Origin of the sequence: Sinorhizobium fredii NGR234 (assembly GCF_000018545.1) — a bacterium.
In the GTDB taxonomy this organism is placed as follows: Bacteria; Pseudomonadota; Alphaproteobacteria; order Rhizobiales; family Rhizobiaceae; genus Sinorhizobium; species Sinorhizobium fredii_A.
Genome location: NC_012586.1, coordinates 101958 through 127849 on the forward strand (window position 1 = coordinate 101958; position 25892 = coordinate 127849).

At 61.6% G+C, this 25892-nt stretch carries 19 protein-coding genes and 5 pseudogenes; 15 read left to right on the forward strand and 9 right to left on the reverse strand.

Annotated features, from left to right (window positions below; all coding sequences use genetic code 11):
• Window positions 1-53 precede the first annotated feature (53 nt).
• From NGR_RS00550 to NGR_RS00580, 7 genes are all read left to right on the forward strand, one after another.
• The gene (locus NGR_RS00550; RefSeq protein WP_164923779.1) at window positions 54-608 is read left to right on the forward strand and encodes a gluconate 2-dehydrogenase subunit 3 family protein; all 555 of its coding nucleotides are present in this window, start codon (window positions 54-56) and stop codon (window positions 606-608) included.
• Window positions 601-2292 carry a GMC family oxidoreductase gene (locus NGR_RS00555; RefSeq protein ID WP_012706182.1) on the forward strand — a complete coding sequence of 564 codons (1692 nt, stop codon included), beginning with the start codon at window positions 601-603 and terminating at the stop codon, window positions 2290-2292. The genes NGR_RS00550 and NGR_RS00555 overlap by 8 nt, the downstream gene beginning before the upstream one ends.
• 29 nt (window positions 2293-2321) lie before the next feature.
• On the forward strand, window positions 2322-3044 hold the full coding sequence (locus tag NGR_RS00560) for an SDR family oxidoreductase (protein ID WP_012706183.1): 723 nt from the start codon (window positions 2322-2324) through the stop codon (window positions 3042-3044).
• A gap of 40 nt (window positions 3045-3084) precedes the next feature.
• Window positions 3085-4050, forward strand: coding sequence for a tagatose kinase (locus tag NGR_RS00565; protein WP_012706184.1), 966 nt, complete (start codon window positions 3085-3087; stop codon window positions 4048-4050).
• Entirely contained in the window at window positions 4047-5330 is a 1284-nt protein-coding gene (locus tag NGR_RS00570) for a D-tagatose-bisphosphate aldolase, class II, non-catalytic subunit (protein ID WP_012706185.1), read from the forward strand. Before NGR_RS00565 ends, NGR_RS00570 begins: the two co-directional genes overlap by 4 nt.
• Window positions 5331-5591: 261 nt before the next feature.
• Window positions 5592-6677 carry a nitrilase-related carbon-nitrogen hydrolase gene (locus NGR_RS00575; RefSeq protein ID WP_012706186.1) on the forward strand — a complete coding sequence of 362 codons (1086 nt, stop codon included), beginning with the start codon at window positions 5592-5594 and terminating at the stop codon, window positions 6675-6677.
• 109 nt (window positions 6678-6786) lie between these two features.
• On the forward strand, window positions 6787-7830 hold the full coding sequence (locus NGR_RS00580) for an NAD(P)-dependent alcohol dehydrogenase (protein ID WP_012706187.1): 1044 nt from the start codon (window positions 6787-6789) through the stop codon (window positions 7828-7830).
• A gap of 201 nt (window positions 7831-8031) precedes the next feature.
• Here the strand turns inward: NGR_RS00580 and NGR_RS00585 are convergent, their stop codons facing one another.
• A complete protein-coding gene (locus tag NGR_RS00585; RefSeq protein WP_164923781.1) occupies window positions 8032-8976 on the reverse strand; it encodes an IclR family transcriptional regulator in 945 nt (314 codons plus the stop codon).
• A gap of 272 nt (window positions 8977-9248) precedes the next feature.
• Entirely contained in the window at window positions 9249-9497 is a 249-nt protein-coding gene (locus tag NGR_RS00590; protein WP_164923782.1) for a transposase, read from the reverse strand.
• On the opposite strand from NGR_RS00590, the pseudogene NGR_RS00595 reads away from it, so the two are divergent.
• Window positions 9484-9957, forward strand: a pseudogene (locus tag NGR_RS00595) (hypothetical protein); the annotation flags it as partial. The gene NGR_RS00590 and the pseudogene NGR_RS00595 overlap by 14 nt on opposite strands.
• A gap of 83 nt (window positions 9958-10040) precedes the next feature.
• Here the strand turns inward: NGR_RS00595 and NGR_RS00600 are convergent.
• From NGR_RS00600 to NGR_RS00615, 4 genes and pseudogenes are all read right to left on the reverse strand, one after another.
• Window positions 10041-11072, reverse strand: coding sequence for an SIS domain-containing protein (locus NGR_RS00600; RefSeq protein WP_164923783.1), 1032 nt, complete (start codon window positions 11070-11072; stop codon window positions 10041-10043).
• A 50-nt stretch (window positions 11073-11122) separates the two neighbouring features.
• Complete coding sequence (locus NGR_RS00605) at window positions 11123-11884, reverse strand: ATP-binding cassette domain-containing protein (protein WP_012706191.1); 762 nt, start codon at window positions 11882-11884, stop codon at window positions 11123-11125.
• A gap of 10 nt (window positions 11885-11894) precedes the next feature.
• Window positions 11895-13091, reverse strand: a complete 1197-nt coding sequence (locus tag NGR_RS00610; protein ID WP_012706192.1) for an alanine racemase — start codon at window positions 13089-13091, stop codon at window positions 11895-11897.
• Window positions 13092-13103: 12 nt separating this feature from the next.
• Window positions 13104-13457: pseudogene (locus NGR_RS00615) on the reverse strand (ABC transporter permease); the annotation flags it as partial.
• 132 nt (window positions 13458-13589) lie between these two features.
• On the opposite strand from NGR_RS00615, the gene NGR_RS00620 reads away from it, so the two are divergent.
• From NGR_RS00620 to NGR_RS00650, 7 genes and pseudogenes are all read left to right on the forward strand, one after another.
• Window positions 13590-15230, forward strand: a complete 1641-nt coding sequence (locus NGR_RS00620; protein ID WP_240545092.1) for an amidohydrolase — start codon at window positions 13590-13592, stop codon at window positions 15228-15230.
• 102 nt (window positions 15231-15332) lie between these two features.
• Window positions 15333-16409 (forward strand): TMAO reductase system periplasmic protein TorT, encoded by a 1077-nt coding sequence (gene torT, locus NGR_RS00625; RefSeq protein WP_012706195.1) that lies wholly within the window; start codon window positions 15333-15335, stop codon window positions 16407-16409.
• A gap of 3 nt (window positions 16410-16412) precedes the next feature.
• Entirely contained in the window at window positions 16413-17963 is a 1551-nt protein-coding gene (locus tag NGR_RS00630) for a sugar ABC transporter ATP-binding protein (protein ID WP_012706196.1), read from the forward strand.
• Window positions 17960-18997, forward strand: coding sequence for an ABC transporter permease (locus NGR_RS00635; RefSeq protein ID WP_012706197.1), 1038 nt, complete (start codon window positions 17960-17962; stop codon window positions 18995-18997). The genes NGR_RS00630 and NGR_RS00635 overlap by 4 nt, the downstream gene beginning before the upstream one ends.
• 99 nt (window positions 18998-19096) lie before the next feature.
• Window positions 19097-20221: an FAD-dependent oxidoreductase gene (locus NGR_RS00640; protein WP_012706198.1), complete on the forward strand. Its 1125-nt coding sequence runs from the start codon at window positions 19097-19099 to the stop codon at window positions 20219-20221.
• Between the two features lie 97 nt (window positions 20222-20318).
• The gene (locus NGR_RS00645) at window positions 20319-21320 is read left to right on the forward strand and encodes an Lrp/AsnC family transcriptional regulator (protein ID WP_164923784.1); all 1002 of its coding nucleotides are present in this window, start codon (window positions 20319-20321) and stop codon (window positions 21318-21320) included.
• Window positions 21321-21325: 5 nt separating this feature from the next.
• Window positions 21326-21832 (forward strand): annotated as a pseudogene (locus tag NGR_RS00650) (tetratricopeptide repeat protein); the annotation flags it as partial.
• Window positions 21833-22001: 169 nt separating this feature from the next.
• Here NGR_RS00650 and NGR_RS00655 read toward each other — a convergent pair.
• From NGR_RS00655 to NGR_RS00665, 3 genes and pseudogenes are all read right to left on the reverse strand, one after another.
• Entirely contained in the window at window positions 22002-24278 is a 2277-nt protein-coding gene (locus NGR_RS00655; protein ID WP_012706200.1) for a xanthine dehydrogenase family protein molybdopterin-binding subunit, read from the reverse strand.
• A 9-nt stretch (window positions 24279-24287) separates the two neighbouring features.
• Window positions 24288-25185 (reverse strand): annotated as a pseudogene (locus tag NGR_RS00660) (FAD binding domain-containing protein).
• Window positions 25186-25189: 4 nt separating this feature from the next.
• Window positions 25190-25844: pseudogene (locus NGR_RS00665) on the reverse strand (2Fe-2S iron-sulfur cluster-binding protein).
• Between the last annotated feature and the right edge of the window lie 48 nt (window positions 25845-25892).

Here is a 25892-nt window from a genome sequence, read left to right on the forward strand (position 1 = left end):
ACTCACCAGGGAACGCCAGCCCCCCTACTACCGGAATAAATCCCGACGGATTCATGTTCTTCAATGCCACCGAAGCGCGCACGCTCGATGCGATGACCGCCCGCATCATGCCGAGCGAGCCGGACGGATTGGGCGCCCGCGAAGCGGGCGTCGTCACATATCTCGATCACGCGGTCGCGGGTTATTTCCGGGATCTGCAGAGCATCTATCGGGTCGGCCTGCAGCGGCTCGATTCCTATTGCCTTGCGAAGGCCGGCGCCGTCTTTGCCGGACTCAGTGTGTCTCGACAGGATGAAATCCTGCGCGAACTCGATGCCGGAATCGACGTTTCCGCTGCCGGCGCGGACACCGAGGGGCTGGAAGGAGATTCCGTTGAACCGATCCTCACCCGTTTCTTTGCGATCGTGCGCGAACATACGATCCAGGGCATGTTCTGCGATCCGATCTATGGCGGCAATCGCGATTTTGTTGGTTGGAAGCTGATCGGCTTTCCAGGAGCCCAGTGGGAATACACCGAAGAGCAGATGCGCCCGGGGTTCGATGCGACGACTATTCCCATACTGTCCCTTGCCGATCTCCAGCGTTCGAGAGTTTTCTGTCATGACTAAGAAGAAAGAAGCCATTGTTGTCGGCCTCGGCGCCTCGGGCGGCATTATCGCCGCAGCGCTCGCCAAGGCAGGTGTAAAGGTAACGGCTCTGGAAAAGGGCCCTCATTACCCCGAGGACCATTTTCGCGACAAACAGGATGAAATTCGCTACTACACACGCGGAGCACTCGTTCCCCACCTGTCGAATAATCCAATAACCTGGCGTGCTCGTGGTAGCCAGATTGCGCGGCTGTTGCCTTGGGCCACCGGCCCGCTTGGCACAACGGAACCGCTGCATCTGCCGCCGTCCATCGGGACAGGTGGCGGAACCTTGCACTGGGGTGGTGCGGTGTGGCGCCATAGGGAGGCCGACTTCCGCATGCGCAGCGCTCTTATCGCGCGGTATGGCGAGGCAGCGATTCCGGAGGGCACCTCGATTGTTGACTGGCCGTTCGGCTATGACGAACTCGAACCCTATTACGATCGCGTCGAATGGGAACTGGGTGTTTCCGGTCAGGCCGGCAACATCAACGGCGAACTCGTTGCCGGTGGTAACCCGTTTGAGGCCCCGCGCAAGCGCGGCTATCCCATGCCGCCGCTGCGCTCCGCGGCGGCAAATTCGCGCTTCGTGGAAGCCGCGCGGCGACTAGGACTCCATCCATTCCCGCAGGCAGCAGCAATCGCGTCCGAAGACTACAAGAACCTGAAGGGCTGTGTCTATTGCGGGTTCTGTCATGGCTACCCCTGTCATGTGAATGCCAAGCAGACCTCGCACGTAACGTCGGTCCCCGAGGGACTCGCCAGCGGCAATCTCGACATCATCCCGTTTGCGCGTGTCATCCAAGTCAATCGCGACGGCGGGCGCGTCAAGGGCGTCTCCTATATCGATGCAGTTGGCAAGGTGCACGATATCGAAGCCGACATCGTCGTGCTGGCAACCTATTCGCTCGAGAATACGCGTCTGCTACTGCAGTCAGGTATCAATGCGAACGGCCAGGTCGGCAAACACTTCATGACCCACTGCTTCGGCTGGTCCACCGGTGTCGTTCCCGAATTCACCAATTCCTTCATGGGCCCGCTGGTGGGCGCGCACGTCGTCGATGACTACACCTCCGAGCTCATTCCGGACAACGATCTCGGCGTTGTTTGGGGCTCCCCGATAACCAGCTTTCCTGGTGACACTCAACCGATCGAGGCGTCGCACAACACACCTCCCGGTATGCGCAAATGGGGGAGCGAATACAAAGAATGGTTCGCCAGTTCCTACCGGCGCATTTTTTCCATGCATACTCAAACCTCGAGCCTGCCTTACGCAGGCGGCTATTGCGACCTCGATCCGAACATCAAGGATCCCTTCGGCCAGCCGGCATTGCGCATCACGCATGATTGGATGCCGCATGACATAAATTCGATGAAGTTCTTTACTCGCGTGAAGCAGGCGATCGCCAAGGAAATGGGCATGACGGAGTTCTGGGAAGAGCCCAATCCTCCGCCATATCATCTGTCGACCCATGAGGTCGGTACGCATCGAATGGGGCTCGATCCCGAGACATCCGTCGTCGATCCCTATGGCGAGTCCCATGAATGCGAGAAGCTCTTCGTTGTCGGTGGCGGGCAGTTCCCGACATTGCCTTCGTATAATCCGACCATGACGATCCAGGCCCTCGCGTTCCTGACGGCGGACCGGATTGCAGGCAAGATCTGATGACCACGACCGGGCAAAGGAGCGAGACAATGGTTACGACCTCTTCGGTTTCCCTGAAGGGCAAGGTTGCATTCGTGACTGGCGCCAGCGGCGGTATTGGCGCCGCTGTTGCGCAGGCATTGGCCGCGCAGGGCGCCAAGCTCGGCCTTGCCTCGCGCACCGGCAACGATCTCGGTTTGGCGGACGTCGTGGCCTTGAGATGCGATGTGCGCGATCCAGCGCAAGTAAAGGCAGCCGTGGCCGCCACCGTGGAGCGCTTTGGGCGTCTCGACATCGTCATCGCCAATGCCGGATTGGGTTCATACCGACCGGTAATCGACACATCGACCGAAGAGATTGACGAGATGGTCGACGTCAATGTCAAAGGGCTGATCTATACCGCGCAGGCCACCATTCCATACCTGTGCGAACGCGGTGGTGATTTCGTCACCCTTGCTTCAGAAGCTGGGCGGCGAGGCTTGCCGGGCGAGGCCGTCTATGTCGCCTCGAAATTCGCCCAGGTCGGCTTTACCCGTTCGCTGGACCACGAATTGCGCGGCTTCGGGATCAGATGCTCGAATATCTGCCCTGGAGGGGTTGCGACCAATTTCGGCATGGGGCGCGGCCTGAGGACGCCCGATATGCCGCAGCTTTCCGAGATGATGCGGTCCGAGGATGTGGCGGAGGTGGTGCTCTTCAACCTGACACGCCCCCCGACTTTCCGCATTCTCGAGACCGCTTTCCGTTCAATGCACGAACAGAGCTGGGGTTGAGAATTGCGCCCTCGCGACGACACTTTTCCGGGATGTAAGTATGAAGAAAATAGTGACCATTGGTGAGATCCTCGTTGAGATCATGGCCGTCGATCGCGGGGAGGGCTTCACTCAGCCGATGTCGCTCGTTGGACCGTTTCCATCCGGCGCCCCGGCAATTTTTATCGATCAGGCGGCGAGATTCGGCCAGCCTTGCGGAATGGTCGGCTGTGTTGGCGCCGATCATTTCGGCCGTGTCAACCTCGATCGCCTGAAGCGTGATGGTGTCGATATTTCAGGTATTGCTGTCGATTCCGAGTATGCAACTGGCAGCGCCTTTGTTCGTTACCGTCACGACGGCTCGCGCGATTTCGTTTTCAACATCAAACATAGCGCCTCGGGACGAATGTCCCTTACCGACAATGCCAGAGCGCTCATCGATGGCAGCGACCATCTGCATGTCATGGGCACATCCCTATTTTCGCCGCGGATCGTCGAGGTCGTCCTTAAAGCCGTAGGAATGATCAAGGCGAAGGGGGGAACCGTTTCATTCGACCCGAATGTCCGTTCGGAGATGCTGGCACTGCCCGGCCTGCGCGAGGCGTTGGAAACCATCCTCGGCCAGTGCGACCTGTTCCTGCCCAGCGGCCCAGAGCTCTTCCTTTTTGCGCCTGGCAACAGCGAAGTGGAAGCCATCGGCCAAATCCTCAAGAAAGAAATCAAGGCGGTCGTCGTTAAGAACGGTTCGCAAGGGGCGAACTATCACGACTTGGGGTCCACCATTCGGCAACCCGCCTTCAACGTGCACGAGGTCGATCCGACCGGCGCCGGCGACTGCTTCGGTGCGACGTTCGTAAGCTGCTGGTTGCGCGGCATGACGCCGGGCGACGCACTGCGCTACGCTGCCGCAAGTGGCGCCCGGGCCGTCGAAAGGCAGGGACCGATGGAAGGCGTCTCGACCCTTGCCGAACTCGACACCTTCATCGCCGATACCAGCGCCCCCCTCATTTTCAGGAGCCATCAATGAGCAAGTTGCGCATTGCAACCATTGCACGCGATCGCATCGCAGGCGATCGCTCTGGTATCACATCTGTCTGTACCGCCCATCCGATCGTCATCGAGGCCGCTCTCCTGCAGGGGAAGGCCGAAGGCACGGAGGTTCTCATTGAGGCGACTTGCAACCAGGTCAACCAGGAGGGCGGATACACGGGCATGACGCCGGCCCATTTCAGGCGCTTCGTCAGCGGAATCGCCGAGCGCGTGGGTTTTGATCCGCGGCGGCTGATCCTCGGTGGAGATCATCTCGGGCCCAATCCATGGAAACACCTGCCGGCGCAAGAGGCCATGGTGCGAGCCGAGGCGATGGTGGATGCTTATGTCAGAGCCGGGTTCACCAAGATCCATCTTGACACGTCAATGGGATGCGCGGGCGAGAGTCTTGCGCTTGCCAACGAGACGACTGCCGAACGCGCGGCGCGCCTTGCGAGCGTCGCGGAAGCCGCATCAGGCAATACGGGGTCATCGCCGTTCTATGTTATCGGAACAGAAGTACCGGTTCCCGGCGGAGCGCTGGAATCCATCGATAATCTTGAAGTCACCGGCCCCGAGGCGGCACTGGAAACGGTCGATGTGCACCGCAAATCCTTCGCAGCGGCCGGTGTATCGCATGCCTTCGAGCGCGCCGTTGGCGTGGTTGTGCAGCCTGGCGTCGAGTTCGGCAATGCCAACGTCATAACCTACGACCGCGAAAAGGCGGCGGACCTTAGTGCAGTGTTGTCGAAGATGCCCCAATTCGTCTTCGAAGCTCATTCCACGGACTACCAGCCCGCCGAGGCTCTCCGCGCCCTGGTCGAGGACGGCTTTGCCATTCTAAAGGTCGGTCCCTGGCTGACCTTTGCGCTTCGACAGGCGCTTTACGGCCTCGATCAAATCGCTCAAGTGCTCGACGCGAAGTTTAGTGAACACAGCCTGTGTGCGGCCATGGAAAGACTGATGCTGCGGGAGCCAGCGAACTGGCAGAAATACTATCACGGCGATGCGACAGAACTGCGTATCCAGCGTCATTTCAGCTATTCGGACCGAATCCGCTACTACTGGCCACATCCTGAAGCGCAAGCCGCCATCAAGCGTCTTCTTTCCTTCCTTCAAGGTCGGACGATTCCCGAGACCCTGATCAGCCAATATCTGGAAGGCCTGTATCCGGCCGTCGCTTCGGGGCAGGTCTCAGCGGACGCGATTAGCTTGCAGCTCGCCTCCGTTCGGCGCGTGCTCGGCATTTACGCGAGGGCCTGCCGCCGATCCTCCTGAGTTGAGGTCGGGCGAACCTGTCCGGCGCTCTCGTCGGGTACCCGGTTGTATGATGAAGATGTCCGCCGTAGCTCCCGGGACTCCTCGGGGGCTTTGGCGTGTTCAATTCTTCATAAAACCATGAAAACAAAAGAAATTCTCATCCAGAAATGAACTTGCTTAATTCCTATTTGTGAACTAAGTTCCGTTTTAGTGCAGATCAGCCTCAACTACGCGATTGAACTCTGCGCACCCACAGATCGAATCATGGAGGATTTTCGAGTGATTGCCCCCTATACCGCCGTGGCTCTGTCCACGCGAAACTACGCCGTGAAGACGACCAAGGAATCGCTGGAGAACATCAAGCGGATTAACGATTTTATGGACGTCGCCGTGATGGTTGCGGCAACAGATGGTGCTCCCGTGCGCCTCATCGTATTGCCGGAAATGGCTATCCAGGGCATGCCGATGGACTTTCGTGCTGGCAACAAGGAGCAGCACGAATCCGCCGCCACCACAATTCCGGGACCGGAAACCGAAGCTCTCGCTGTGAAGGCGAAGCAATTCAACGCCTATATCGCCGCAGAACTCCTGTGGGTGCGCGACGACGATTTTCCTGGCCATCTGTTTAACGTGGGCTTCATCATCAATCCGCAGGGCGAAATCATCTATCGTCGCGCCAAGGCCACGAGCGACGCTTACGAAGGCGGCGCACTCGGAACAACCAACCCGCATGACATCTGGGAAGAGTGGGTCGAGAAGAAGGGTAACGGCAGCAAGCTCGATGCCTTTTTCCCGGTCGCTCGCACTGAGATCGGCAATATCGGCTACCTGATCTGCCATGAAGGAGCCTATCCGGAAACTGCCCGCGGTCTTGCGATGAACGGCTGTGAAATCATGATTCGCGCAACACTCATCGAGCCACAGGTCATGCAGGGTATGTGGGAGCTCCAGAACCGCGCCCATGCAATGTTCAATCAAATGATGGTCATCTCCCCCAATCTCGGACCTCAGGTCGGCAAGGACGGCGGATTCTTTGATGTCTTCGGTGGCCAGTCGATGATTGTCGACCACAAGGGTCATGTACTGGTGAAACAGCCGGGTATGGCGAATGGCGACTCCTTCGTGAGTACCGTGGTCGACGTCGAAGCATTGCGTCGGGCTCGCATCGCGAACGGCGTAACCAACTGGTTTAAGGACCTGAGAACCGAACAGTATGCGGCCATTTACGAACAGCCCATCTACGAGAAGAACCAATATCTCAAGGAACTTCCACAGGAAGACTGGCTTGCCCGCGAGGCCAAGCGCCGCGCCGGCAATATCGAGAAGTTGGTGGAGCGCGGCGTCTTGGTTCGACCGACCAAGTAAGAAATGTTCCAGCAGTTGAGAGTCGCTCCCGGCTGGGAGGTCATCAGTGACGAAGGGGTGGGGCGCTTAGGCGCTCTGCCCCGCCCAGCTTTCAGCATCCGGAGATACCATGTTCCATTGTTACGGCTATGCCGCTACCTCTTCAGATACTCCTCTCGCCCCATTCTCGTTTGAGCGCCGCGACCCCGGTCCGAAGGACGTTCAGATCGAGATCCTTTACTGCGGCGTTTGCCATTCTGATCTCCACCGCGTGCGCAACGAGTGGGGTGGGACGATCTACCCATGCGTCCCTGGCCACGAAATGGTGGGTCGCGTTACAGCTGTCGGCACCGAGGTCACCAAGTACAAAGTGGGTGACATTGCCGGTGTTGGCGTAATGGTCGATTCCTGCCGCCAGTGCGCCAACTGCCGAGATGGCCTCGAACAGTTCTGCGACAACGGCAACACTGAAACCTACAATTCTTACGACAAGCACACCGGCGGGCATACGCTTGGCGGATACTCGAGCCACATCGTTGTCGACGAGCATTTCGTGCTGCGTATCCCGGAAGGCTTGGATCCGGCCGCGGTTGCACCGTTGCTTTGCGCCGGCATCACCACCTATTCACCGCTGCGGCGGTGGAAGGTGGGACCCGGTCAGAAGGTTGGGATCGTGGGGCTGGGCGGGCTCGGCCATATGGGCGTCAAGATTGCCAAGGCGCTTGGTGCCCACGTGGTGTTGTTCACCACCTCGTCGGGCAAGGCCAAGGACGCTGAAAGGCTGGGCGCGGCCGAGGTGGTACTCTCCACCGACAGCAACGCCATGGCACAGCAGGCAAACAGTTTCGACTTCATTCTGGATACCATATCGGCCAGGCACGATGTGGCCGCCTACCTCGAACTGTTGCGACGCGATGGTACCTTGACCCAGGTCGGCGTTCCAGTCGAGCCGCAGCCGATCCATGCGGGGACACTTGTCGGCAAGCGCCGCAACTATGCCGGATCGGCGATCGGCGGTATAGCAGAAACGCAGGAAATGCTGGATTTCTGTGCCAAGCACAACATCGTGTCGGACGTTGAGTTGATTTCGATCGATCAGGTCAATGAAGCGTTCGAGCGGATGCTGCGTTCCGATGTCAAATATCGTTTCGTCATTGATATGAAGACACGTTGAAAGTGCAACGATGATCCTGCGGATCGAGCCGCGGAAGCGCATTGTCTGCTACGGCATGTCTACTTAAATCGCATCCGGACAAAACCGTGCAGAAGTTCAAACTGCTGCAGCGGCTTTTGTGGGCCTGTGTGAAAAGACGCACTCCACTATCCCAGAACGCTGCACCCGGTCGTCGGCGCGGCGTTCTGTGATTGCAACTCTTCAAGCCCGCGGTGTCACGGAGAGAATTTTCTCGATTTCCTTGGCTGCCGCCAGCAAGGGCTTTGCCAAGGCCCTCAGTCTCTCGACAGGCGCGCGCTGGAGCGGCAGAGAAAAACTGATATGGACTACGGGCCAGTTTGGCACTGCAACGGCAACACCTACGCAGCGAACGCCAATGTAAGCTTCCTCCATGTCCAAGGAGTAACCTTTCGCACGAACTTCGGCTAGCCTTTCCCGAAGTTCCTCCCGGCTCTTGATCGTGTTTTCGGTCAATTGCGGCAAGGCCTCGGGGAAGGCTTCAAGATCGGCATCTGTCATTGATAGCGCCATGGATGCCAGGCCACCGGAAGAGGCATAGGCAGGATGACGCCGACCGACGGTGAGGGCGAGTCTGACGACCTGCTCAAGTGGATCCAGGCGTTTGAGGATGATTTCTTCGCCACCTTGAAGAATTCCCAAGTGGCACGTTTCGTTGTTTTCCTCAACGAGTTTCTCGAGGATCGGCTTCAACAAGAAAGGCAGATCCGCCGGGCTGGCTGCACCGGCAGCGGCAACCTCCAATGCGGCGAGACCAACGCTGTATTTTCCCGTCTCCTGGTCACGCCGGATAAAATGCAGCGCCTCCAGGGTGAATAGTAGTTTATGCAGCGTGGCCTTGGGTACACGGTGCTGGTGTTGAAGATCGACAAAGCTCTGGGGATAGGGGTTGTGAGCTATATCCAAAAGCAGATCGAGGGCTCGGGATACGCTGCGATTGAGCCCCGCAGGCCGCTTATTGCCGCCAGGGGAGGCGGGCTCCGCCTTGTGGTTCTTGCGGGCGCGTGGTTGCCTTCGCGCAGCCGCTGAATCAGACCGCAAATTCATCAAAAATCGTCCTTCGCTCCGGGTTCCACCTGCCAAATTAATGGCGCTATAAACGCGCGCTGCGGTGCCGACTAGGGTCATGAAACATTTGCCACCTTGTCTAGCAGTTCGACCAGCAGCTGCGTGCTTCTAGAACCAGGTTCCTTTTGTAGTCAATTGCCAAGTGACGACGCAAGTGTGATCGTTGTTCGTCAAGCGTTTGTGCGGCGTTGAATGCCTGCTGTTCGCGCAGCTCCGTGAAGGAGGTTGGAAAGGCGGTACCCTATGCGGTGCTAATGTCGGATAGGTGCACGACCTGACGGCGGTCAGCTTCGCTCACTCAACCAGCTTGAACCTAAGCAGAGATTCTCCGATTAACCAACGGATTGGGGCTTCGCTCCCGGTTCAAGGCTCCCACCGCGGGGTGGGTGGCCGATCGAGGCGGCGGTGTCGGTGAAGGTTTGGTGTGCCAAATGATGGGTCTTGAGATCGTGCCAGACCACCTCGATGTCGTTGAGTTCGGGTGCATATTTGGGCAGCCACTCGACGGTGAGCCAATGCTTGCGGGCTTCGAGCGCGGCCAGCGAGGCCTTGCTGAGGTGGATGGGGCCGCTTGCAGACATCGAATCGGCGCACTGGGATCTCTACTGGCGCCTCTTCTGCGCCTGGGAGAAGGTGATCGGCGAAGACGAGCTGCGCGAACGTCTCGCGAAGGTGCGCGCGGCCGCCCACATCAAGGCCGATCTCGGCGACCGACCCTGGATCTTGACGGACGAGCCGGTGAATGTCTCCCAGGTGCTGCACGAAACCATCTTCCCCGGCCCCGCGACCAAGACGGTGGAATATCATGAGGCAACGGGCCGGGCGATGGTGTGGTGGACCTCCGCCGCTTCCGGCGCATTCCAGATTGTCCAGCGGCGCCAGTCCGGCTGGGTGAACTGGGGCAGCAACGGCGAGAACGAATGCCCAGAACTCCCTGTCGGCGTCGACATCAAAACGGCCTACGGCGCCTTTGCCGAACGCTGGGAGACCGTCGCGGATCAGCTTGAAACGCCGCCACTCGTGAGGGTTGCGGCTGGGTGACCCGTTACTGGGGTAACGACGAGAATAGTGCAGGGCCCGCTAACCACGGCCTCGCCCTTAGCGAGCCTGAAAGAGAGCCTTCTTCAAACGGTCTTAGTCACTTTCCTGAGGAGCGCCGGAGCATCGGGGTTCTCTCCGAGGGAGACGGCAAGCGCCTCAACGAATCGATAGAAACTGACGACGCGGCAAATCGGGTTGAGCAACGCGTGTCGCACCGCGACGGTCGGAAGGCTTTTGCCTCCGTCCATTTGGGCACCGGCGACGAAAGCCTTAGCGCCGGCGGCTTCCAGATTTTGGACCGCACCTCGAATGCTCGTGTCCGCGTCGTCGCCATTGACAAAGACCAGAGCCGCAAAACGGTCGCGTGCCAGAGCGATCGGGCCGTGGCGCACCTCGGCGGCACTGTAGGCCTCCGCATGAAGGCGGCAGGTTTCCTTAAATTTCAGTGCTGCCTCCCCTGCAATGCCGAGGCTCGGCCCACGGCCGATGGTGAACAGCGACTGCGACGCCGCGATCGGCAAAGCCGCAGCACTCCAGTCGCACTCCAGTGCCTCAGCCAGGCTTTCGGGCAGGCTCACCAGGGCGTCGATCAGCGCGCGATCCTCGGTCCAATTTGCAGCAACACTCGCCAGCGCCACCAGTGATGCAACAAACGACTTTGTGGCGGCCACGGCCTTCTCCGGTCCGGCCAGCATCGGCAGCACACTGCCTGCGCCATTGCCGACGGGCGAGTCCGTCACGTTCAACAGCGCAACGGTGCGCGCGCCGCCGTCACCCGCCCGCTTCTGCAGGCTGACAAGGTCCGGGCTGCCGCCCGACTGTGAAACGGTCAAGCACACACCGCCAGCGAAATCGAGCGTGGCATTGTAGACCGAGGCGATCGACGGACCCACCGAGGCAACCGGAATACCGACACCGGTCTCGACGAGATATTTGAAATACGTCACCGCCTGATCAGAGGAACCGCGAGCGCAACTCACCAGAAACCTTGGCGACTCCCGTCTAAGCCGTAGCCCTTCGTCGCGATAGGCCTCCGCCCCTTCCCTGATCTGGCGCTCGACAACGGCCGGGATTTCCTTGATCTCGCCCAACATATGGGTGGTGAACTCTTGCACCGCAAAACTCTGCTGAATCGAATGAAAGGACTGCCGGAACGTTCCAGCCGTCAGTGCTGCTGCAGGCCGGTGATCATGGCGATGATCTCGTTCTTGTCGGTCTTCGCGGTCTCGCGAATGCCGATCTGATTACCGCGCCGCAGGACGCAGATGCGGTCCGAGAGCTTAAACACCTGGTCGAGGCTGTGACTGATGATCAGAACGCCGATGTTGCGTTGCTTCAGCGACTGGACGATCTCCTCGACCTTCGCCGTTTCCGCCACGCCTAAAGCCGCCGTCGGCTCGTCGAGAAGGATCAGCTTGCTCGCCCAATGGGTGGCGCGGGCAATGGCAACGCCCTGGCGCTGGCCGCCGGACAGATCACGGATCGTCGCATGGGCGGAGGGAATGCGGACATCCAGATCCTTCACCAGCTTCTCCGTCTCGTCGATCATCCTGCGGCGGTCGAGCAGTCCGAAGCGATTGACCGGCTCACGGCCAAGGAACATGTTCATGTAGACGGTTTGCTGGTCCGCCAACGCCAGATCCTGATAGACGACCTCGATGCCATGGGCGCGGGCCATCGTCGCGTTCGACATGGCGACTGTCTCGCCTTCGATGGTGATCGCTCCCGATGTCAGCGGATGGACGCCGGAGATGATCTTGATCAGCGTCGACTTACCGGCGCCGTTGTCGCCGACGAGCGCGACGATCTCTCCAGGGTAGACTTCCAGCGAAAAATTCTCGATCGCGGTGATGCCACCGAAGGTCTTGCGTATATCACGCAGCTCCAGGACCGGAGCGTTTCTGTTGATCTCTACGTTCGCAGTCATGACGAAGCTCCTACACCGGCCAGGACGCGGTTTCACCGAAACCGTTCTCGATCGTTTTAACCTTGGGCGTCCCCTTTGATATGCCGGAGACGCCGACGACATAGGCGCGTGTGACGAAGGCCTGCCCACGAAACCCGAAGACGGCGGTATCGCCCGGCTTCGGGGCATTGGGGCCGGTCGCGTCGATCATCGCGTAATAGTCGATCGCCGACGGCGGCGGGATCTCGACGCTCCTCAAAGCAGCAGTCGTGGTCGGCTCCGCGCCGACGATTGCCCTGACGTGATAATCCGGGAAGATCGGGTCGATATAGAAGCCTCCGCCGAAGCAATAGGCCTTGCCGCCCGAAAGGTGGGACACTTCCGTCAGGTAGAGGATCGCCGGCAGTTCCGGCAGGTCTTCCATCACGTGCAGTGCCGTCGTGCCGTGCAGGCCGTTGCCGGGCTCGCACTGCGTCGCTCCGGCTTGAGCAAGGGAGGCAAGCATGACGCTCGAGTTCGTGCCCGGCGCGTTCACCTCGACCCCCCTGCGCCCGGCCCTGGCGAGCGCCTCGGCCGCCTTTGTCAGCGTTGCGAGGTTGTGGGTGGGCAGCACCTTCCTCGTCTCGTGATCGAAGAGCAGTGCCGGGAAAGTCGTGATGCCGGCGAAGCGGCCGCCATCGAGCGCATCGAGCCGATCGGCAACCGCGACCACATCGTTGGCATCAAACCCGCCCTCGTGACCGCGATAGAAGGTATCGCCCTCCGCGCGGATGCGGGCGAGCAGGTCCTGCCTGTAACCCGCCTGCTTTGCGCCGGCGGCCGCCTCGGCGGCCTTCGTGTCGTTGAATACCGTCCAAAATTCCGGCTCGAACGTCCGCGCCGCGGCAGCCGCCTCGTGGCGCGCAATTTGCTGGAGATGCCCCAGATGGGCGACTTTCAGGCCTGCATTGTGTGTGGCGCGCGCACAGGCCATGTCGACGGCGACCGAACGGTCGATGCCGCCACGCTTGACCGCCTGGCAGAAGGAGCTTGAACGGCCAACCTGTTTGGTCATGGCGAAGATCTTCAGGCCGAGGCGGTGCGCCTCTTCGCTGAGGGTGCGCGCATTGCGTTCGACCGTATCGAGGTCGAGCACATAGGCGTTCGCCGGGATCTTGCCCTGCTGATGCAGGGCCATCGCGGCTTCGATGAAGGCCGGGTTGCGGCGGCGCAGAACGTCGAGAAACATGGTCGAGCTCCTTCAGCGAGACTTTTCGCGCAGCGAAACGGCGACTGCAGCGAGAATAATGAGACCGCGAACGATCATCTGGTCGGAGACGGAGAGACCCATGAGGATCAGCCCGTTGTTGAGCATGCCCATCATCAGCGAACCAACGAGTGCGCCGACGATCGACCCCTTGCCGCCGTTCAGGAGCGTACCGCCAACGATGACCGCGGCAATCACGGTCATCAGATCCGTCTCGCCAAGCGTGTACTTCGCCGCCTGCAGACGGCCGGCATAAAGGAGGCCGGCAAGGCCGGCGAGACCGCCGCTGATCATCAGAACCGCAAGGCGGATGCGTGGGACGCTGATGCCGGAAACGCTCGCCGCGCGGCTGGCGAAGCATGCGACGAAAAAAGCCTAAAATGGCGGCAAACGTGCCGAATAACGGTATGATCACACATATTGACAACGAAATTCGGTTATGTTTTTCTTTTCCTATTGCTGGACATTGAAAGGCCCCAAATGAAGAAGGTAGTGCTCGGCGGCGGCGTCATCACCTGCGAAGATGGTTCCCGACCCGACTGGCAAGGTGTCGTCATTTCCGGCGATCGTATTGAGCGGCTGGTCCGTCGTGACGACGTGGCGGGCCTGGATGGTTATCAGGTCGAGGATCTCGGCGACGCGACGCTGATGCCGGGTTTCGTGGACGTGCATGCACATGCGGAGGTCGTCTGCCGCACCGCCTTCAGGACGATCGATTGCCGGGCGCCGGAATGTTCTTCGGTAGAGGATGTATCCGACGCCCTCATTGCAGGCGCGACCGACCTCGACCCCGGTGAATGGCTTGTAGGCCAGGCCAACCTGTTCTTCGACAGAAAGCTCAAGGAAGGCCGCCTCCCCACCAGAGCGGAACTCGACCGTGTTTCCAGAGACCGGCCGATCGCATTGCGAGCAGGGGGGCACATCACCGTGCTTAATTCGGAGGCACTCGAACGGGCCGGGATCGGTCGCGGCTTCCGTCCGCCGGAGCATTCGATCACCGGGAAGCCAGAAGTAATATTCGGCGACGACGGTGAACCCACCGGCGTCATCAAGGAGATGGACTCGCTGCTACCATTGCCGAGACCGAATGCGGATGAGTTGCGCGCCTGCATCGCCTCGGGCCTCAGGGATTTTTTCACCGATTTTGGTGTCACCACGATCGGTGAGATTTCCGAGACGGTGGCGGGTATCGAATGCATGAATGACCTTGCGGAGAGCGGAGAACTGCCCACCAGCATGCGTGTCTATCTCTGGTCGCCGGGCACGCTGGATGGCCTGGACAAGGTGAGAAACTGGCGCCACCACATCCGCCTGACGACCTCCGAAAAGGATCTGCGCATCCAAGGACTCAAGTTGTTTTCAGACGGGGGGTTCTCGGCTAAATCCGCAGCTGTCAATTGCTGCTATGTCGGCCATCCAGGTTCGTCGGGCTCCATCGCTTTCGACCAGTATTTCTTGAGACGGGCCTTCCTGATGACCCGCGAGGCCGGACTGCAACTCGCCGTCCATGCCAACGGCGATCGCGCTCAAGACTGGCTTTGCGACATGGTGATCAAGCTCGGCGGCACGGAGCCCGGCCGGTCGCGGATGCGCATTGAGCACGCCGGAAATCTCTTGCCGACTTCCGAGACGGCGCACAGATGGGCGAGGGCGGGTATCATTCCAGTTCCGCAGCCGGTCTTCCTCTATACATTCGGCGAGTACTTTCCGGACTATCTCGGCGCCTATGGCCGGCGGGGACGTTTTCCCTTCCGCAGCCTCATTGAGCAGGGTTGGCGTTTGTCCGGCAGCTCCGATGTCTGGATCGGCTCGGAGCGGGAAGCGACCAATCCTTTCTTCAGCATCTGGTGCTGCATGAAGCGCCAGACCTATTCGGGCCTCACGATCGATGAGGACGAAGCGCTCGATTTCGACACGGCGCTGAGGATGCACACGATCGATGCTGCAGCGGTGCTGGGCGAAGAAGATGACAAAGGGAGCCTTGCTCCAGGGAAGATGGCGGACGTGATCGCGCTCGAATGCGACCCGCGCAAAAAGCCCGTGGACGAAATTCGACGACTGAAGCCGACATATGTGATGTCACGCGGCAGAACGGAGAAGCATGCCGCGCCGCGCCACTAGATGATTTGAGAAGTTTGAGCGGGATGTGGGGGCGCACGCAGTTATCCTCATCCCGCCCTGAAGGGCACGCATTCCGGCGTGCTTTCAACTGGGAGGAAAGAAATGAAACTCAACAACACGCTCGCCTGCGTGGCAGCGATTGCATGCCTATTCGCTGGTTCGGCCCTTGCAACTGACAAGAGCTGGTTTCCCGTTGATGTCGAATCCTGGAATCCGCCCTTCGATATGAATAGCGCCCGCACCACGGTCCAGTATACGCCGACCGGCAAGCCGGCCGCGCCGCTCAACATCTGTGTTTCCGTGCCTCACATGAAGGATGCTTACTGGGTGGCGGTCGACTATGGCGTGACGCAAGAGGCAAAGCGTCAGAGTGTCCAGATGACCGTCCTTGAGGCCGGCGGATATACCAACCTCGCCAAGCAGATCTCGCAGATCGAAGATTGCGTCGCGAGCGGCGCACAGGCGGTGATCCTGGGTGCGATCTCGGCGGACGGTCTCAACAACCTGATTAAGGAACTGTCCTCGCAAGGTATTCCCGTCATCGACTTCATGAACGGCGTCACCTCGAAAGATGTCGCAGCCAAGTCGCTGGTCTCCTTCCGCGAGATGGGTGCCGGGGCGGGCACCTATATCGCTCGTAAGCATCCGACCGGTTCTGGGAAGGTGAAGGTCGCCTGGTTCCCAGGACCGGCCGGCGCGGGATGGGTCGAGGCGGGAAATCAGGGCTTCCTGAAGGCCGTTGACGGCAGTGATGTCGACGTCGTCGATACGCGTTACGGCGATACCGGCAAGGAGGTCCAGCTCAAGCTGGTGGAAGATGCGCTGCAGGCCAATTCAGACTTGACCTATATCGTCGGAACGGCGCCGACCGCAGAAGCTGCGATTGAGGTTCTCAAGCAGCGGGGCCTTACGGACAAGGTCAAGGTCATTTCCTATTACATCACGCCCAGTATCTATGAGGGCATCGTCAAGAAGGAGATTCTGGCTGCCCCCTCCGATCTCGCCGTCATCCAGGCGCGCATCGCAGTGGACCAGGCGATCCGCATTCTCGAAGACAAGGACTATATCCGCCATGCCGGACCGAAGCTGGCGGTCGTCGACCAGGAGAACGCGGCGAGCTTCGATCTCTATTCCTCGGTTGCACCAGCCGATTTCAAGCCCGTATTCACGGTCGAGTAAGCCATGGCGCACCAACTTGTGGCCACTCATGATCCAGTCGCCTTGGCGGCTGGACCGCCGTCTCTCCTCACAACGGAGGGGCTGACCAAGCGCTATCCCGGTGTCACTGCGCTCGCCAGCATAGACTTCGAGCTTCGGCATGGGGAAGTGCACGTGCTCTTCGGCGAGAACGGAGCCGGCAAATCGACGCTCATCTCGCTCCTTGCCGGCGCCCAGCAGCCAACGGAGGGCAGGATCAGGATGTGCGGACAGGAAGTCTCCTTCCAGTCCGTCCATGATGCGCGTGCTCATGGGGTGCGGGCAGTGTTCCAGGAATTTTCACTGGTGCCGCAGCTAACGGTCGAGGAAAACATGTTTCTCGGCCAGGAGTTCCGGCGCGGACCGTTCCTCGACAAGGCCATGCTTCGCCGACAAGCGCGGGAAATCCTGGATCGGCTAGAATTCGAACTGAGGCCGGAGGCGCTCGTCGCCACACTCTCCCGCGCCGACCAGCAGATGGTTGAGATCGCCAAGGCCTTCACCGAGGGGGTCTCGGTGCTGATCCTTGACGAGCCGACGGCGTCGCTGACGGAACGGGAGACGGACCGACTCTTCGCGCTCATCGAAACGGCGAAGCGCAACGGCACTGGCATCGTCTATATCACCCACCGTATGGCGGAGATCCGTCGGATCGGCGACCGGATCACAGTCCTGCGCGACGGAAGAAAAGTCGCGTCCCTGCGCGCCGATGAGGCTAATGATGACCAGTTGATCGAGCTGATGACCGGTCGGGTGATCGACCAGATCTATCCGCGCATCGCCCACCGGCCGGAGCGTGTCCTGCTCGAGCTCGATCGCGTCACATTGGCGAACCGGCTTCTCCGTTCCGTCTCGTTGAACGTGCGGGCAGGCGAGGTGGTTGGTGTCGCCGGTCTCGTCGGGTCGGGCAAGAGCAATATCGGACGGGCCGCGTTCGGACTCGAGAAGATCGAGGATGGCAGGATCCGATTCAAGGGCCGTGACGTTACCGGATTTTCGGTGAGTACCATGATGCAGGAGGGGCTGTTCTACGTTCCCTCCGACAGGCGAGACGAAGGGCTGGTGATGATGCGCGGCGCGCGGGAGAATATGGCGCTGTCCGCGCTCGATTCACCGAGCTTTGCGCGCTTCGGTATCCTGCGGCGGAGCGCGGAGGTCAAGCGGGCTTCCGATCTGGCGAAGCACCTGAAACTCCGGCCGATGGACCTCGAACGGGGCGTCGAGCAGTTTTCCGGCGGCAATCAGCAGAAGGTGATGATCGCCAAGGCCTTGGCCCGCGAGATCGATCTCTTCATCTTCGACGAGCCGACGGTCGGCGTCGATGTCGCAACACGCACAAGCATCTACGAGCTGATCGGCAAGCTTTGCGAGGCGGGCGCTGGGATCCTGCTCATCTCGTCCGACCTGCCGGAAATCCTCAATCTCAGCAACCGCGCCTACGTCATGTACCGCGGCGAACTCAGGGCCGAATTGTCCGGGGCAGAGATTACCCAGGAAAATGTGCTCGGCCACTTTTTTGAAAGGGACGCCAAATGACGTCTATTGAACTCACACATCTGGATCGAAGGACCACGGCCACGGCAGCAAGGGAGGTGATGAAGCGCCTGTTCGTCGGGCTCGGCGTCCTGCCGTTTCTGATGCTTGCGGCGATGATCACCTTTTCGCTCATGTCGGATAACTTCTTGACGTCGCGTAACCTGATCAATGTCGCGCGGCAATCGAGCTATCTCACGATCGTGTCGCTTGGCCAGATGCTCGCGCTGATCTCGGGGGGCATTGATCTTTCGGTCGGAACGACGCTGGCCGTCACTTCGGTGGTCAGCGCCATGGCGATGGTGGCCTCGCTCGCCGCCATGCCCGACATGGTGGGATTGGCGATCTTGATCGGTGTCTTCGCTGGCCTCGCCGCGGGCGTGGCGATGGGCGCGATTAATGGGCTCGGGATTTCGCTCTTCGGCGTGAACCCGTTTATGATGACGCTCGGCATGTCATCGGTCGGCTTTGGCCTGGCGCTCTATCTCACCTCGGGCATACCGGTACAGGGGATGCCGGAAGCCTTTGGCGCTATCCTTGGCTTTGGAACCCTGTTCGGGGTGCCGGTGCCAATCTATGCCACTGCGGTGCTGATCGCGCTTGTCTATCTCCTGCTCAACTGGACGCGTCTCGGCCGGTATATCTATGCCGTGGGCGGCAACATCAAGGCCTCCCGCCTGTCCGGCATCGAGCCCAAGCGCACGCTGTTCAAGACCTACGTCCTGTGCAGCGCGCTGACGACGATAGCGGGTCTGATGCTGACGGCGCGGCTCGCCACGGGGGAAGCGAACATCGGCGGCTCCATGCCGCTGGAATCGATCGCGGCCTGCGTGATCGGCGGCGTGAGCCTGAGCGGCGGCTCGGGCAGGGTCGGCGGCGTGGTGCTGGGCGCCGTCTTCATCGGCCTCGTACAGAACGGCATGAACCTAGCCCATGTCGACTCCTACCTGCAGATAGTGGCGATCGGTGCGATCCTGATCCTGGCGGTGATCGCCGACCGGGTGCGCTTAAGGCTCGCGAGCGAGATGACGAACTGACGCCTGCCGCGTCGCCGCGATCAACAAACCTAGAGACAACAAGACCACCGGCTTTGGCCCGTGCGGCATGCCGGCCGGTGAAACTGTGAGGAAAAAACCATGACGATCAACGGAAGACATGCGGAAATTGCTGGCGCGGGAATAGCCGGCCTGACCACGGCTGCGGCGCTCGCGCAGAAGGGCTGGAGCGTGCGGGTACACGAACGCGGCGAAGAGTTGCGCGAAATCGGCGCTGGCATCTTCATGTGGGAAAACGCGCTGCGCGTACTCGAAGCCATAGGCGCCTATGACGAAGCGATCGACGGCGGCGAGCGCAATCAGTATTGGGAGATCCGCGACGAGCGCGAGCGTCTCCTCCAATCTGGCTGGATGATGCAGGGTACGCGGCTCTACACCATCCTGCGCAGTCAGTTGCACAAAGCGCTTGCGAACGCCGCAACGCGCGCCGGCGTCGAGATCGTCGTCAATTCCCGGGTCTCGGGTGCCACCGAAGATGGGCAGTTGCTCCTCGAAAATGGCCAGAAACTGAAGGCAGATCTGATCGTCGGTGCCGATGGGGTAAACTCGGCGGTTCGCAATAGCCTGGGCCTGGCGAAAAGGGTCGTCGATCTCCAGGATGGTTGCGGGCGCTATCTCATTCCCCGTATTCCGGAGGATGCAGCGGGTCGGTCGCTTGAATACTGGAACGGTGGCCGCCGTGTCGGCGTGGTGCCCGCGAGCCGCGACACCGTCTATCTTTACGTCTGCTGCCCGGCCAGCGACCATGTCGGGCGGCTCTCCCCACCGGACAGGAAATCCTGGACGAAATCCTTCCCTGCACTAGCTTCCTATATCGATCGCCTAACGGACAACGGTCGGTGGGCCTCCTTCAGCGATGTGACCTGTCATTCATGGCGCAAGGGCAACGTCGCGATCCTGGGCGACGCCGCTCACGCCATGTCGCCCAATCTCGGCCAGGGCGCTGGTGTCTCCATGCAGACCGGGTTCGTGCTTGCCGACGAGCTTTCCAGAACGCCTGAAATCCGTGCCGCCCTTGCGAGTTGGGAAGCGCGGCAGCGTCCCGTCGTCGATGCGACGCAGAAATTCTCGCGTCTTTATGGCCGGGTGGGAACGCGCTGGCCGAGGCCCTTGCTCGACCTGCGTTCCGCTTTCGTCTGGGGCGTGGGAAAATCGACGCGGATCCAGCGCAGGGTTAATGTCGCAGCGCACAGCGACGTGACTTGAACCAAGGTGCACACGCGCCTAGAACCAAATAGTGGCAGGCCTCACAGGGGACAATCGGGGCTTGCCACCCCTTCGTTGCGTCTCCATGAGATCCGGCATGTCAGCGATCAAACGATCACCCCAGACACGGCACGCGAGCCTGCTGCGTGCCGGCAGCGGTTGCGAAATCAGCACATCGGATATCGAGCTTATCCGCCTGCTACAGGCCGATGGTCGCATCTCCTTCGTCGATCTTGCCGAGAAGCTGGGACTAACAGAAAAGACGGTGCGCAGGCGGGTTGGAGAGCTTCGCGCGCTCGAGCTCATAGAGATTACCACGGTCGCCTCGCCAAGGGCCATTGGCTACAGTTCGGTGGCGCTCGTCGGCATAAGGATAGTGGGTGGCTCCAATCGACTCGACATCGCTGAACAGCTCTTTGAGCTCAACGCCGTTGACTATGCTGTCACGACCTTCGGTGCTTATGACATTCTCGTCGAGCTTGTGTGCCGCGACAATCGTGAACTCGGGGACCTGCTGGACGGGGCCATCCGAGGCATGGATGGTGTCAGGGAGATCGACATCTTTCCCTATCTCAGCCTGCATTACCAGCAGCCGGCCTGGGACCGGACGCAGGTCAAGGAGGGAGGCTCGCGGTTCTCTTCCAACATTGTGCTCGACAAGGTGGATCGCGAGATCGTTCGCTGTCTCAGCCAGGACGGGCGCATGCCGTTTCTCGAGATTTCCCGTCATATCGGCATCTCCGAAAGCCAGATCCGGAAGCGTTACGCTCGGCTTCTCGAACAGGGTGCAGTCCAGGTGCTCGCCATGACAAACCCGCGCAGCATCGGATATCGCACTATCGCATGGGTATGTCTGACCGTCGCATCGGGCGCCAGCATCACCGCAGTCGGTGACCAGGTCTCGGCACTCCCATCCGTCGCCTATATCGCCCTGTGCGCCGGCAAGTTCGACATCATGGCGGAGGTCATGTGTCGGGATCCAGACGACCTGTTCGAACTGCTGGACAAGCGTATCAAGTCGCTTCCCGGGATAAGTTCAGTTCAGACGATCCTCTGCGAGGATTTCCTCTATCGGCGGATTACGCCCATAGAGGAATGATGGGACTGATGGCGCTGGCAAAGGCGCAGGTTCGGTTCGGCAGCTATGACGAGGCGGTACGCAACGCCGAGCGGGCGCGCCGGCTGCATCCGATGGCACCGGAGTACTATACCTATGTCTACGGTCAGGCGCTCTATGCTGCCGGCCGCCTCGATGAAGCCGACCAGGTCCTGCGGGAATGCCTGATCCGCGCGCCGCGCGAGGCGGATTGCCTGCTGATCCACACGGCCGTGCTCAGCCAGCGTGGTGATTTGCAAGGCGCGCAGCGCGCGATGGCACAGCTGATGGACGACGACCCTCAGTTTTCGCTCGCCCGGGAGCGCGCCAATCGTCGCTTCGGCAATTCCGCGCTCATGGACAAATTCCTACTCCAGCCTGCGGCAGCCAGAGCCCCGGAGGTTACAAGCGGATTCCATTCCCAGAGTATGCGATCATTGTTGTGGGCGCCCGCGCGGTTGGATCGGGAGGGGGAATGCGTGTGCGGTCTGCCGCCGGCATCCCGCTCTGCCTGATTTGGAATCGATCACACCTGAAAAATCTGGCGTGCGGTGTTGATACCCCTCTGCCCGGCAGGGCAGAGGGGGTGCTGCCCCGCGCAGCTTGGAAATGCGACCCTCGCGCGATGCTCGCATTCGTCCAATCAGGCCCGTCGTGTCCGTTGCGTCTGACCGCATCGACGCGTCAGATGGCCGTCAGCGGCAGGCCGGGGAGCAGCCTGTCCAGGGTGATCGGGAATTCGCGCACGCGGACGCCGGTCGCATTGTACACCGCGTTGGCTATTGCCGCGCCCGAGCCGCAGACGCCGAGCTCGCCGAGCCCCTTGGCGCCGAGCGGATTGGCCTTGTCGTCGAATTCCTCGAGAAAGACGACTTCCATCTCCGCGACGTCGCCGTTGACGGGGACATGATACTCGGCGAGATCGTGGTTGACGAAGTGGCCGGAGCGGGGATCGAGCACGGCTTCCTCCATCAGCGCAGCACCGATACCCCAGGTCATTCCGCCGAGGATCTGCGAGCGTGCGGTCCTGGCGTTGAGGATGCGGCCGGCGCCGATCACCGAGAGCATGCGGCGCATGCGGATCTCGCCGGTGTCGCCGTCGACCGCGACCTCCGCGAAGTGCGCGCCATAGGAGTGCTGGGAGTAGGCTCGGTAGCTTTCCGTGTCGCGGGCGGCGGCGACCGAACCGGTCGCCGCAATGCCGTCGGGCGCGATTCTGGCGATGAGATCGGTCAGGCTTACGGAACGGTTGCCGACCCGCACCTTTCCGTCGGCGAAACTCGGCGCGACGTCGTTCGCGCCCCTGAGCGGCGAGCGGTCGCTCGTTCGTGACGCCGCCATGATCCTCTCCCTGAGGGCGTTGCAGGCATGGTGCAGCGCCGAACCCGCGCTCGCCGCACCCCAGGAGCCGCCGGAGCCGGCCGTGCGCGGGAAGCGGCTGTCGCCGAGCTCGACCTTGACCGCGGCGACCGGAACGCCGAGGCTTTCAGCCGCGATCTGCGCGAGGATGGTGTAGGTGCCGGTCCCGATATCGGTCATGTCGAGCTGAGCCGTGACGCGGCCGTTTGCATCGATCGCCACGCGCGCCGTCCCGGCGCCGATGTAATTCGGCCGAATGGCGGCCGCCATGCCATAGCCGATGAGCTTGCGGTCTTCGCGAATGCGCCCCGGGGCCGGGTTGCGGCGCTCCCAGCCGAAGCGCCGCGCGCCTTCCTGCATGCAGGCGACGAGGTTGCGCGTTGAAAACGGAACGCCCTGTTCCGGGTCCGCGGTCGGCTCGTTGCGGATCCTGAGCTCGATCGGATCGAGGCCGAGCTTCTCGGCGAGCTCATCCATCGCCGATTCAAAGGCGAGCATGCCGGGCGCCTCGCCCGGCGAGCGCATCCATTCACCGCGATTGAGGTCGACGGGGACGAGCTGGTGGCGGGTCAACCGGTTCGGCGCGGCGTAGAGCGAGCGGCCGAAGACCGCGGTCTGCTCGCAGAACTCCTCGAAACCGGAGGTCGCGGACCAGACAACATGGCCGATCGACGTCAGTCGTCCGTCGCGCTCGGCGCCGAGCCGCACCCGCTGGACCATCTCGGCACGATGACCGGCATTGGCGAACATCTGCTGCCGCGTCAGCGCGACCTTGACCGGGCGGCGCAGGACCCTTGCGGCGAGCGCGGCGAGGACGGTGTCGGCATGGACGATCAGCTTGGAGCCGAAACCACCGCCGATGAACGGGCTGACGGTGCGTACATGCTCTCGCGGAATGCTGAGCGTGCTGGCGAGGCCGGCCTGGAAATTGGCAAGCGTCTGCGCGGACGTATAGACCGTCACCTCGTCGCCCGACCAGACCGCGAGCGTCGCATGCGGCTCCATGGGGTTGTGGTGCTCGTAGGGCGTCCGGTAGGTCGCATCGACCGTGACGGAAGCGGCGGCGAAGGCGCGGTCGAAGTCCCCGACGGCGCTGTCCGTCTCGAAGCCGGCATTGGTGCGCCGGGGCGCGTAGGCGTCGGCGAGACGCGCCGGCAGATCGAAGGCGCCGCGCTCCTCTTCATAGCGCACGTCGATGAGCGCCGCGGCAGCCCGCGCCGCCTCGAAGGTCTCCGCCAGGACGAGTGCGACCGGCTCGTCGTGGAAGCGAACGCGGTCGCTGTTGAGCATGGGCCTGGCGCGGCTGAAAACCTCCGGCACCGTGGGCGTAACCGCCGGGCCGAATTCCGGCTGGGCCGGTGCGTTGCGATGGGTCATGACGTGAAGGACGCCCGGCGCCTGCTCGGCTTTCCTACTGTCGATCTCGACGATGCGGCCCTTGGCGATGGCGGCGCCGAGAATATAGCCGTAGGCGGCGCCATTCACGGCGTGCTCATAGGCATAGGTCGCGCGGCCGGTGACCTTCAGCGGTCCGTCGATCCGCGCGATCGACTGGCCGACAAGGCCGTTCTCCGAGGAACGGTTTTCCATGGTCTCGGTCATCGTTGCACCTCATGCACCTTCGGCAGCCGCGGCAAGCGTCTGTCGTAGCGTGCGCTTTGCCAGCGGGATCTTGAAATCATTGCCGCCGCGCCCCACCGCTCCGGCGAGCGCGGTCTCGGCCCCGGAAAAGGCGGCGTCGGCGGCGGCCGCGCCGGCGAGCACGTATTCCGCTTCCCGCGGGCGCCAGGGCTTCGGTGCAACGCCGCCGATCGCGATGCGGGCGCTCCTTATGCGGTCGCCGCTCGTTTCGACAACGGTTGCGACCGAGACGAGCACAAAGGCATAGGAAGCGCGGTCGCGCACCTTGCGGTAGAGCTGCCGGCCGGGCGGCGGGGGCGGCAGGGTCACGGCCGTGATCATCTCGCCGTGGCCGAGTGCCGTCTCGACATGCGGGGTTGCGCTCGGCAACCGGCGGAGGTCGCCGATCGCGATCGTGCGAGTCGTGCCATCGGGCAGGGTGGTCTCGATCTGGGCGTCGAGTGCGGCCATGGCCACGGCCATATCCGAGGGATGCACCGCGATGCAGGTCTCGCTGGCGCCGAGCACGGCGTGCATCCGGTTGAAGCCCTGAAGCGCCGCGCAGCCCGATCCGGGCGCGCGCTTGTTGCAGGGCATGCTGCGGTCATAGAAATAGGGGCAGCGGGTAGCGGGACCGCACCCGCGGATCGGCGGCGAGATCGCCGTTGCGGACCTGTGCGCCGATGCGCAAGCCACCCTCCGGCGTCTCCTCGATCCGGTCAAGCGGCAGTCGGCTGATGTCGACGAGATGCGTCGGCCGCTCGATCTCCAGCTTCATCAAATCGAGAAGATTGGTACCGCCGCTGATGAACATCGCTTCCGGCACGGCCGCCACTGCGGCTGCCGCCTCGTTGACGTTGCCGGGGCGCACGTAGGTAAAGGGTTGCATGAGCTCACGCCTCCTCGGATGCGTCGCGGATGGCAGCGACGATGTTGGGATAGGCGGCACAACGGCAGAAATTGCCGCTCATGCGCTCGCGGATCTCCGCCTCGGTCAGCGCCGCGGGCCCGGCGACGTCGCTGCTGGCATGGCTTGGCCAGCCGGCGCGGATTTCCTTAAGCATTCCCACGGCCGAACAGATCTGTCCCGGTGTGCAATAGCCGCACTGGAAGCCGTCATGGGCGACGAAGGCCGCCTGCACCGGGTGCAGCCGGTCGCCGTCGGCGAGCCCCTCGATCGTCGTGATTTCGTCGCCTTCGTGCTGGGCTGCGAGCGAGAGGCAGGAGTTGATCCGTCGGCCGTTCACGAGAACGGTGCACGCACCACACTGGCCGTGGTCACAACCTTTTTTTGGAGCCGGTGAGGCCGAGATGGTTTCGCAGGGCATCAAGCAGGGTCGTGCGCGGGTCGAGCTCCAGGGCATGTTCCGTGGCGTTGATCCTGAAGCGCATCGGCGTTCTCGGTATCGGCGGCGCGACCGGCCCGGCCGTCATGGGGCCGCCAGTCACCGCGGCACCGGCGGGCAGGCCGGATGCGAGGACGAGGCAGGTCGCCGCCCCGCTTTCCAAAACCGCCCTGCGGGTAATCCTGTAGTCCGTTACAGCCATGAATGATCTCCCGGTCGCAACGGCATGAGCCGGGAGGGCTTCTGCCCT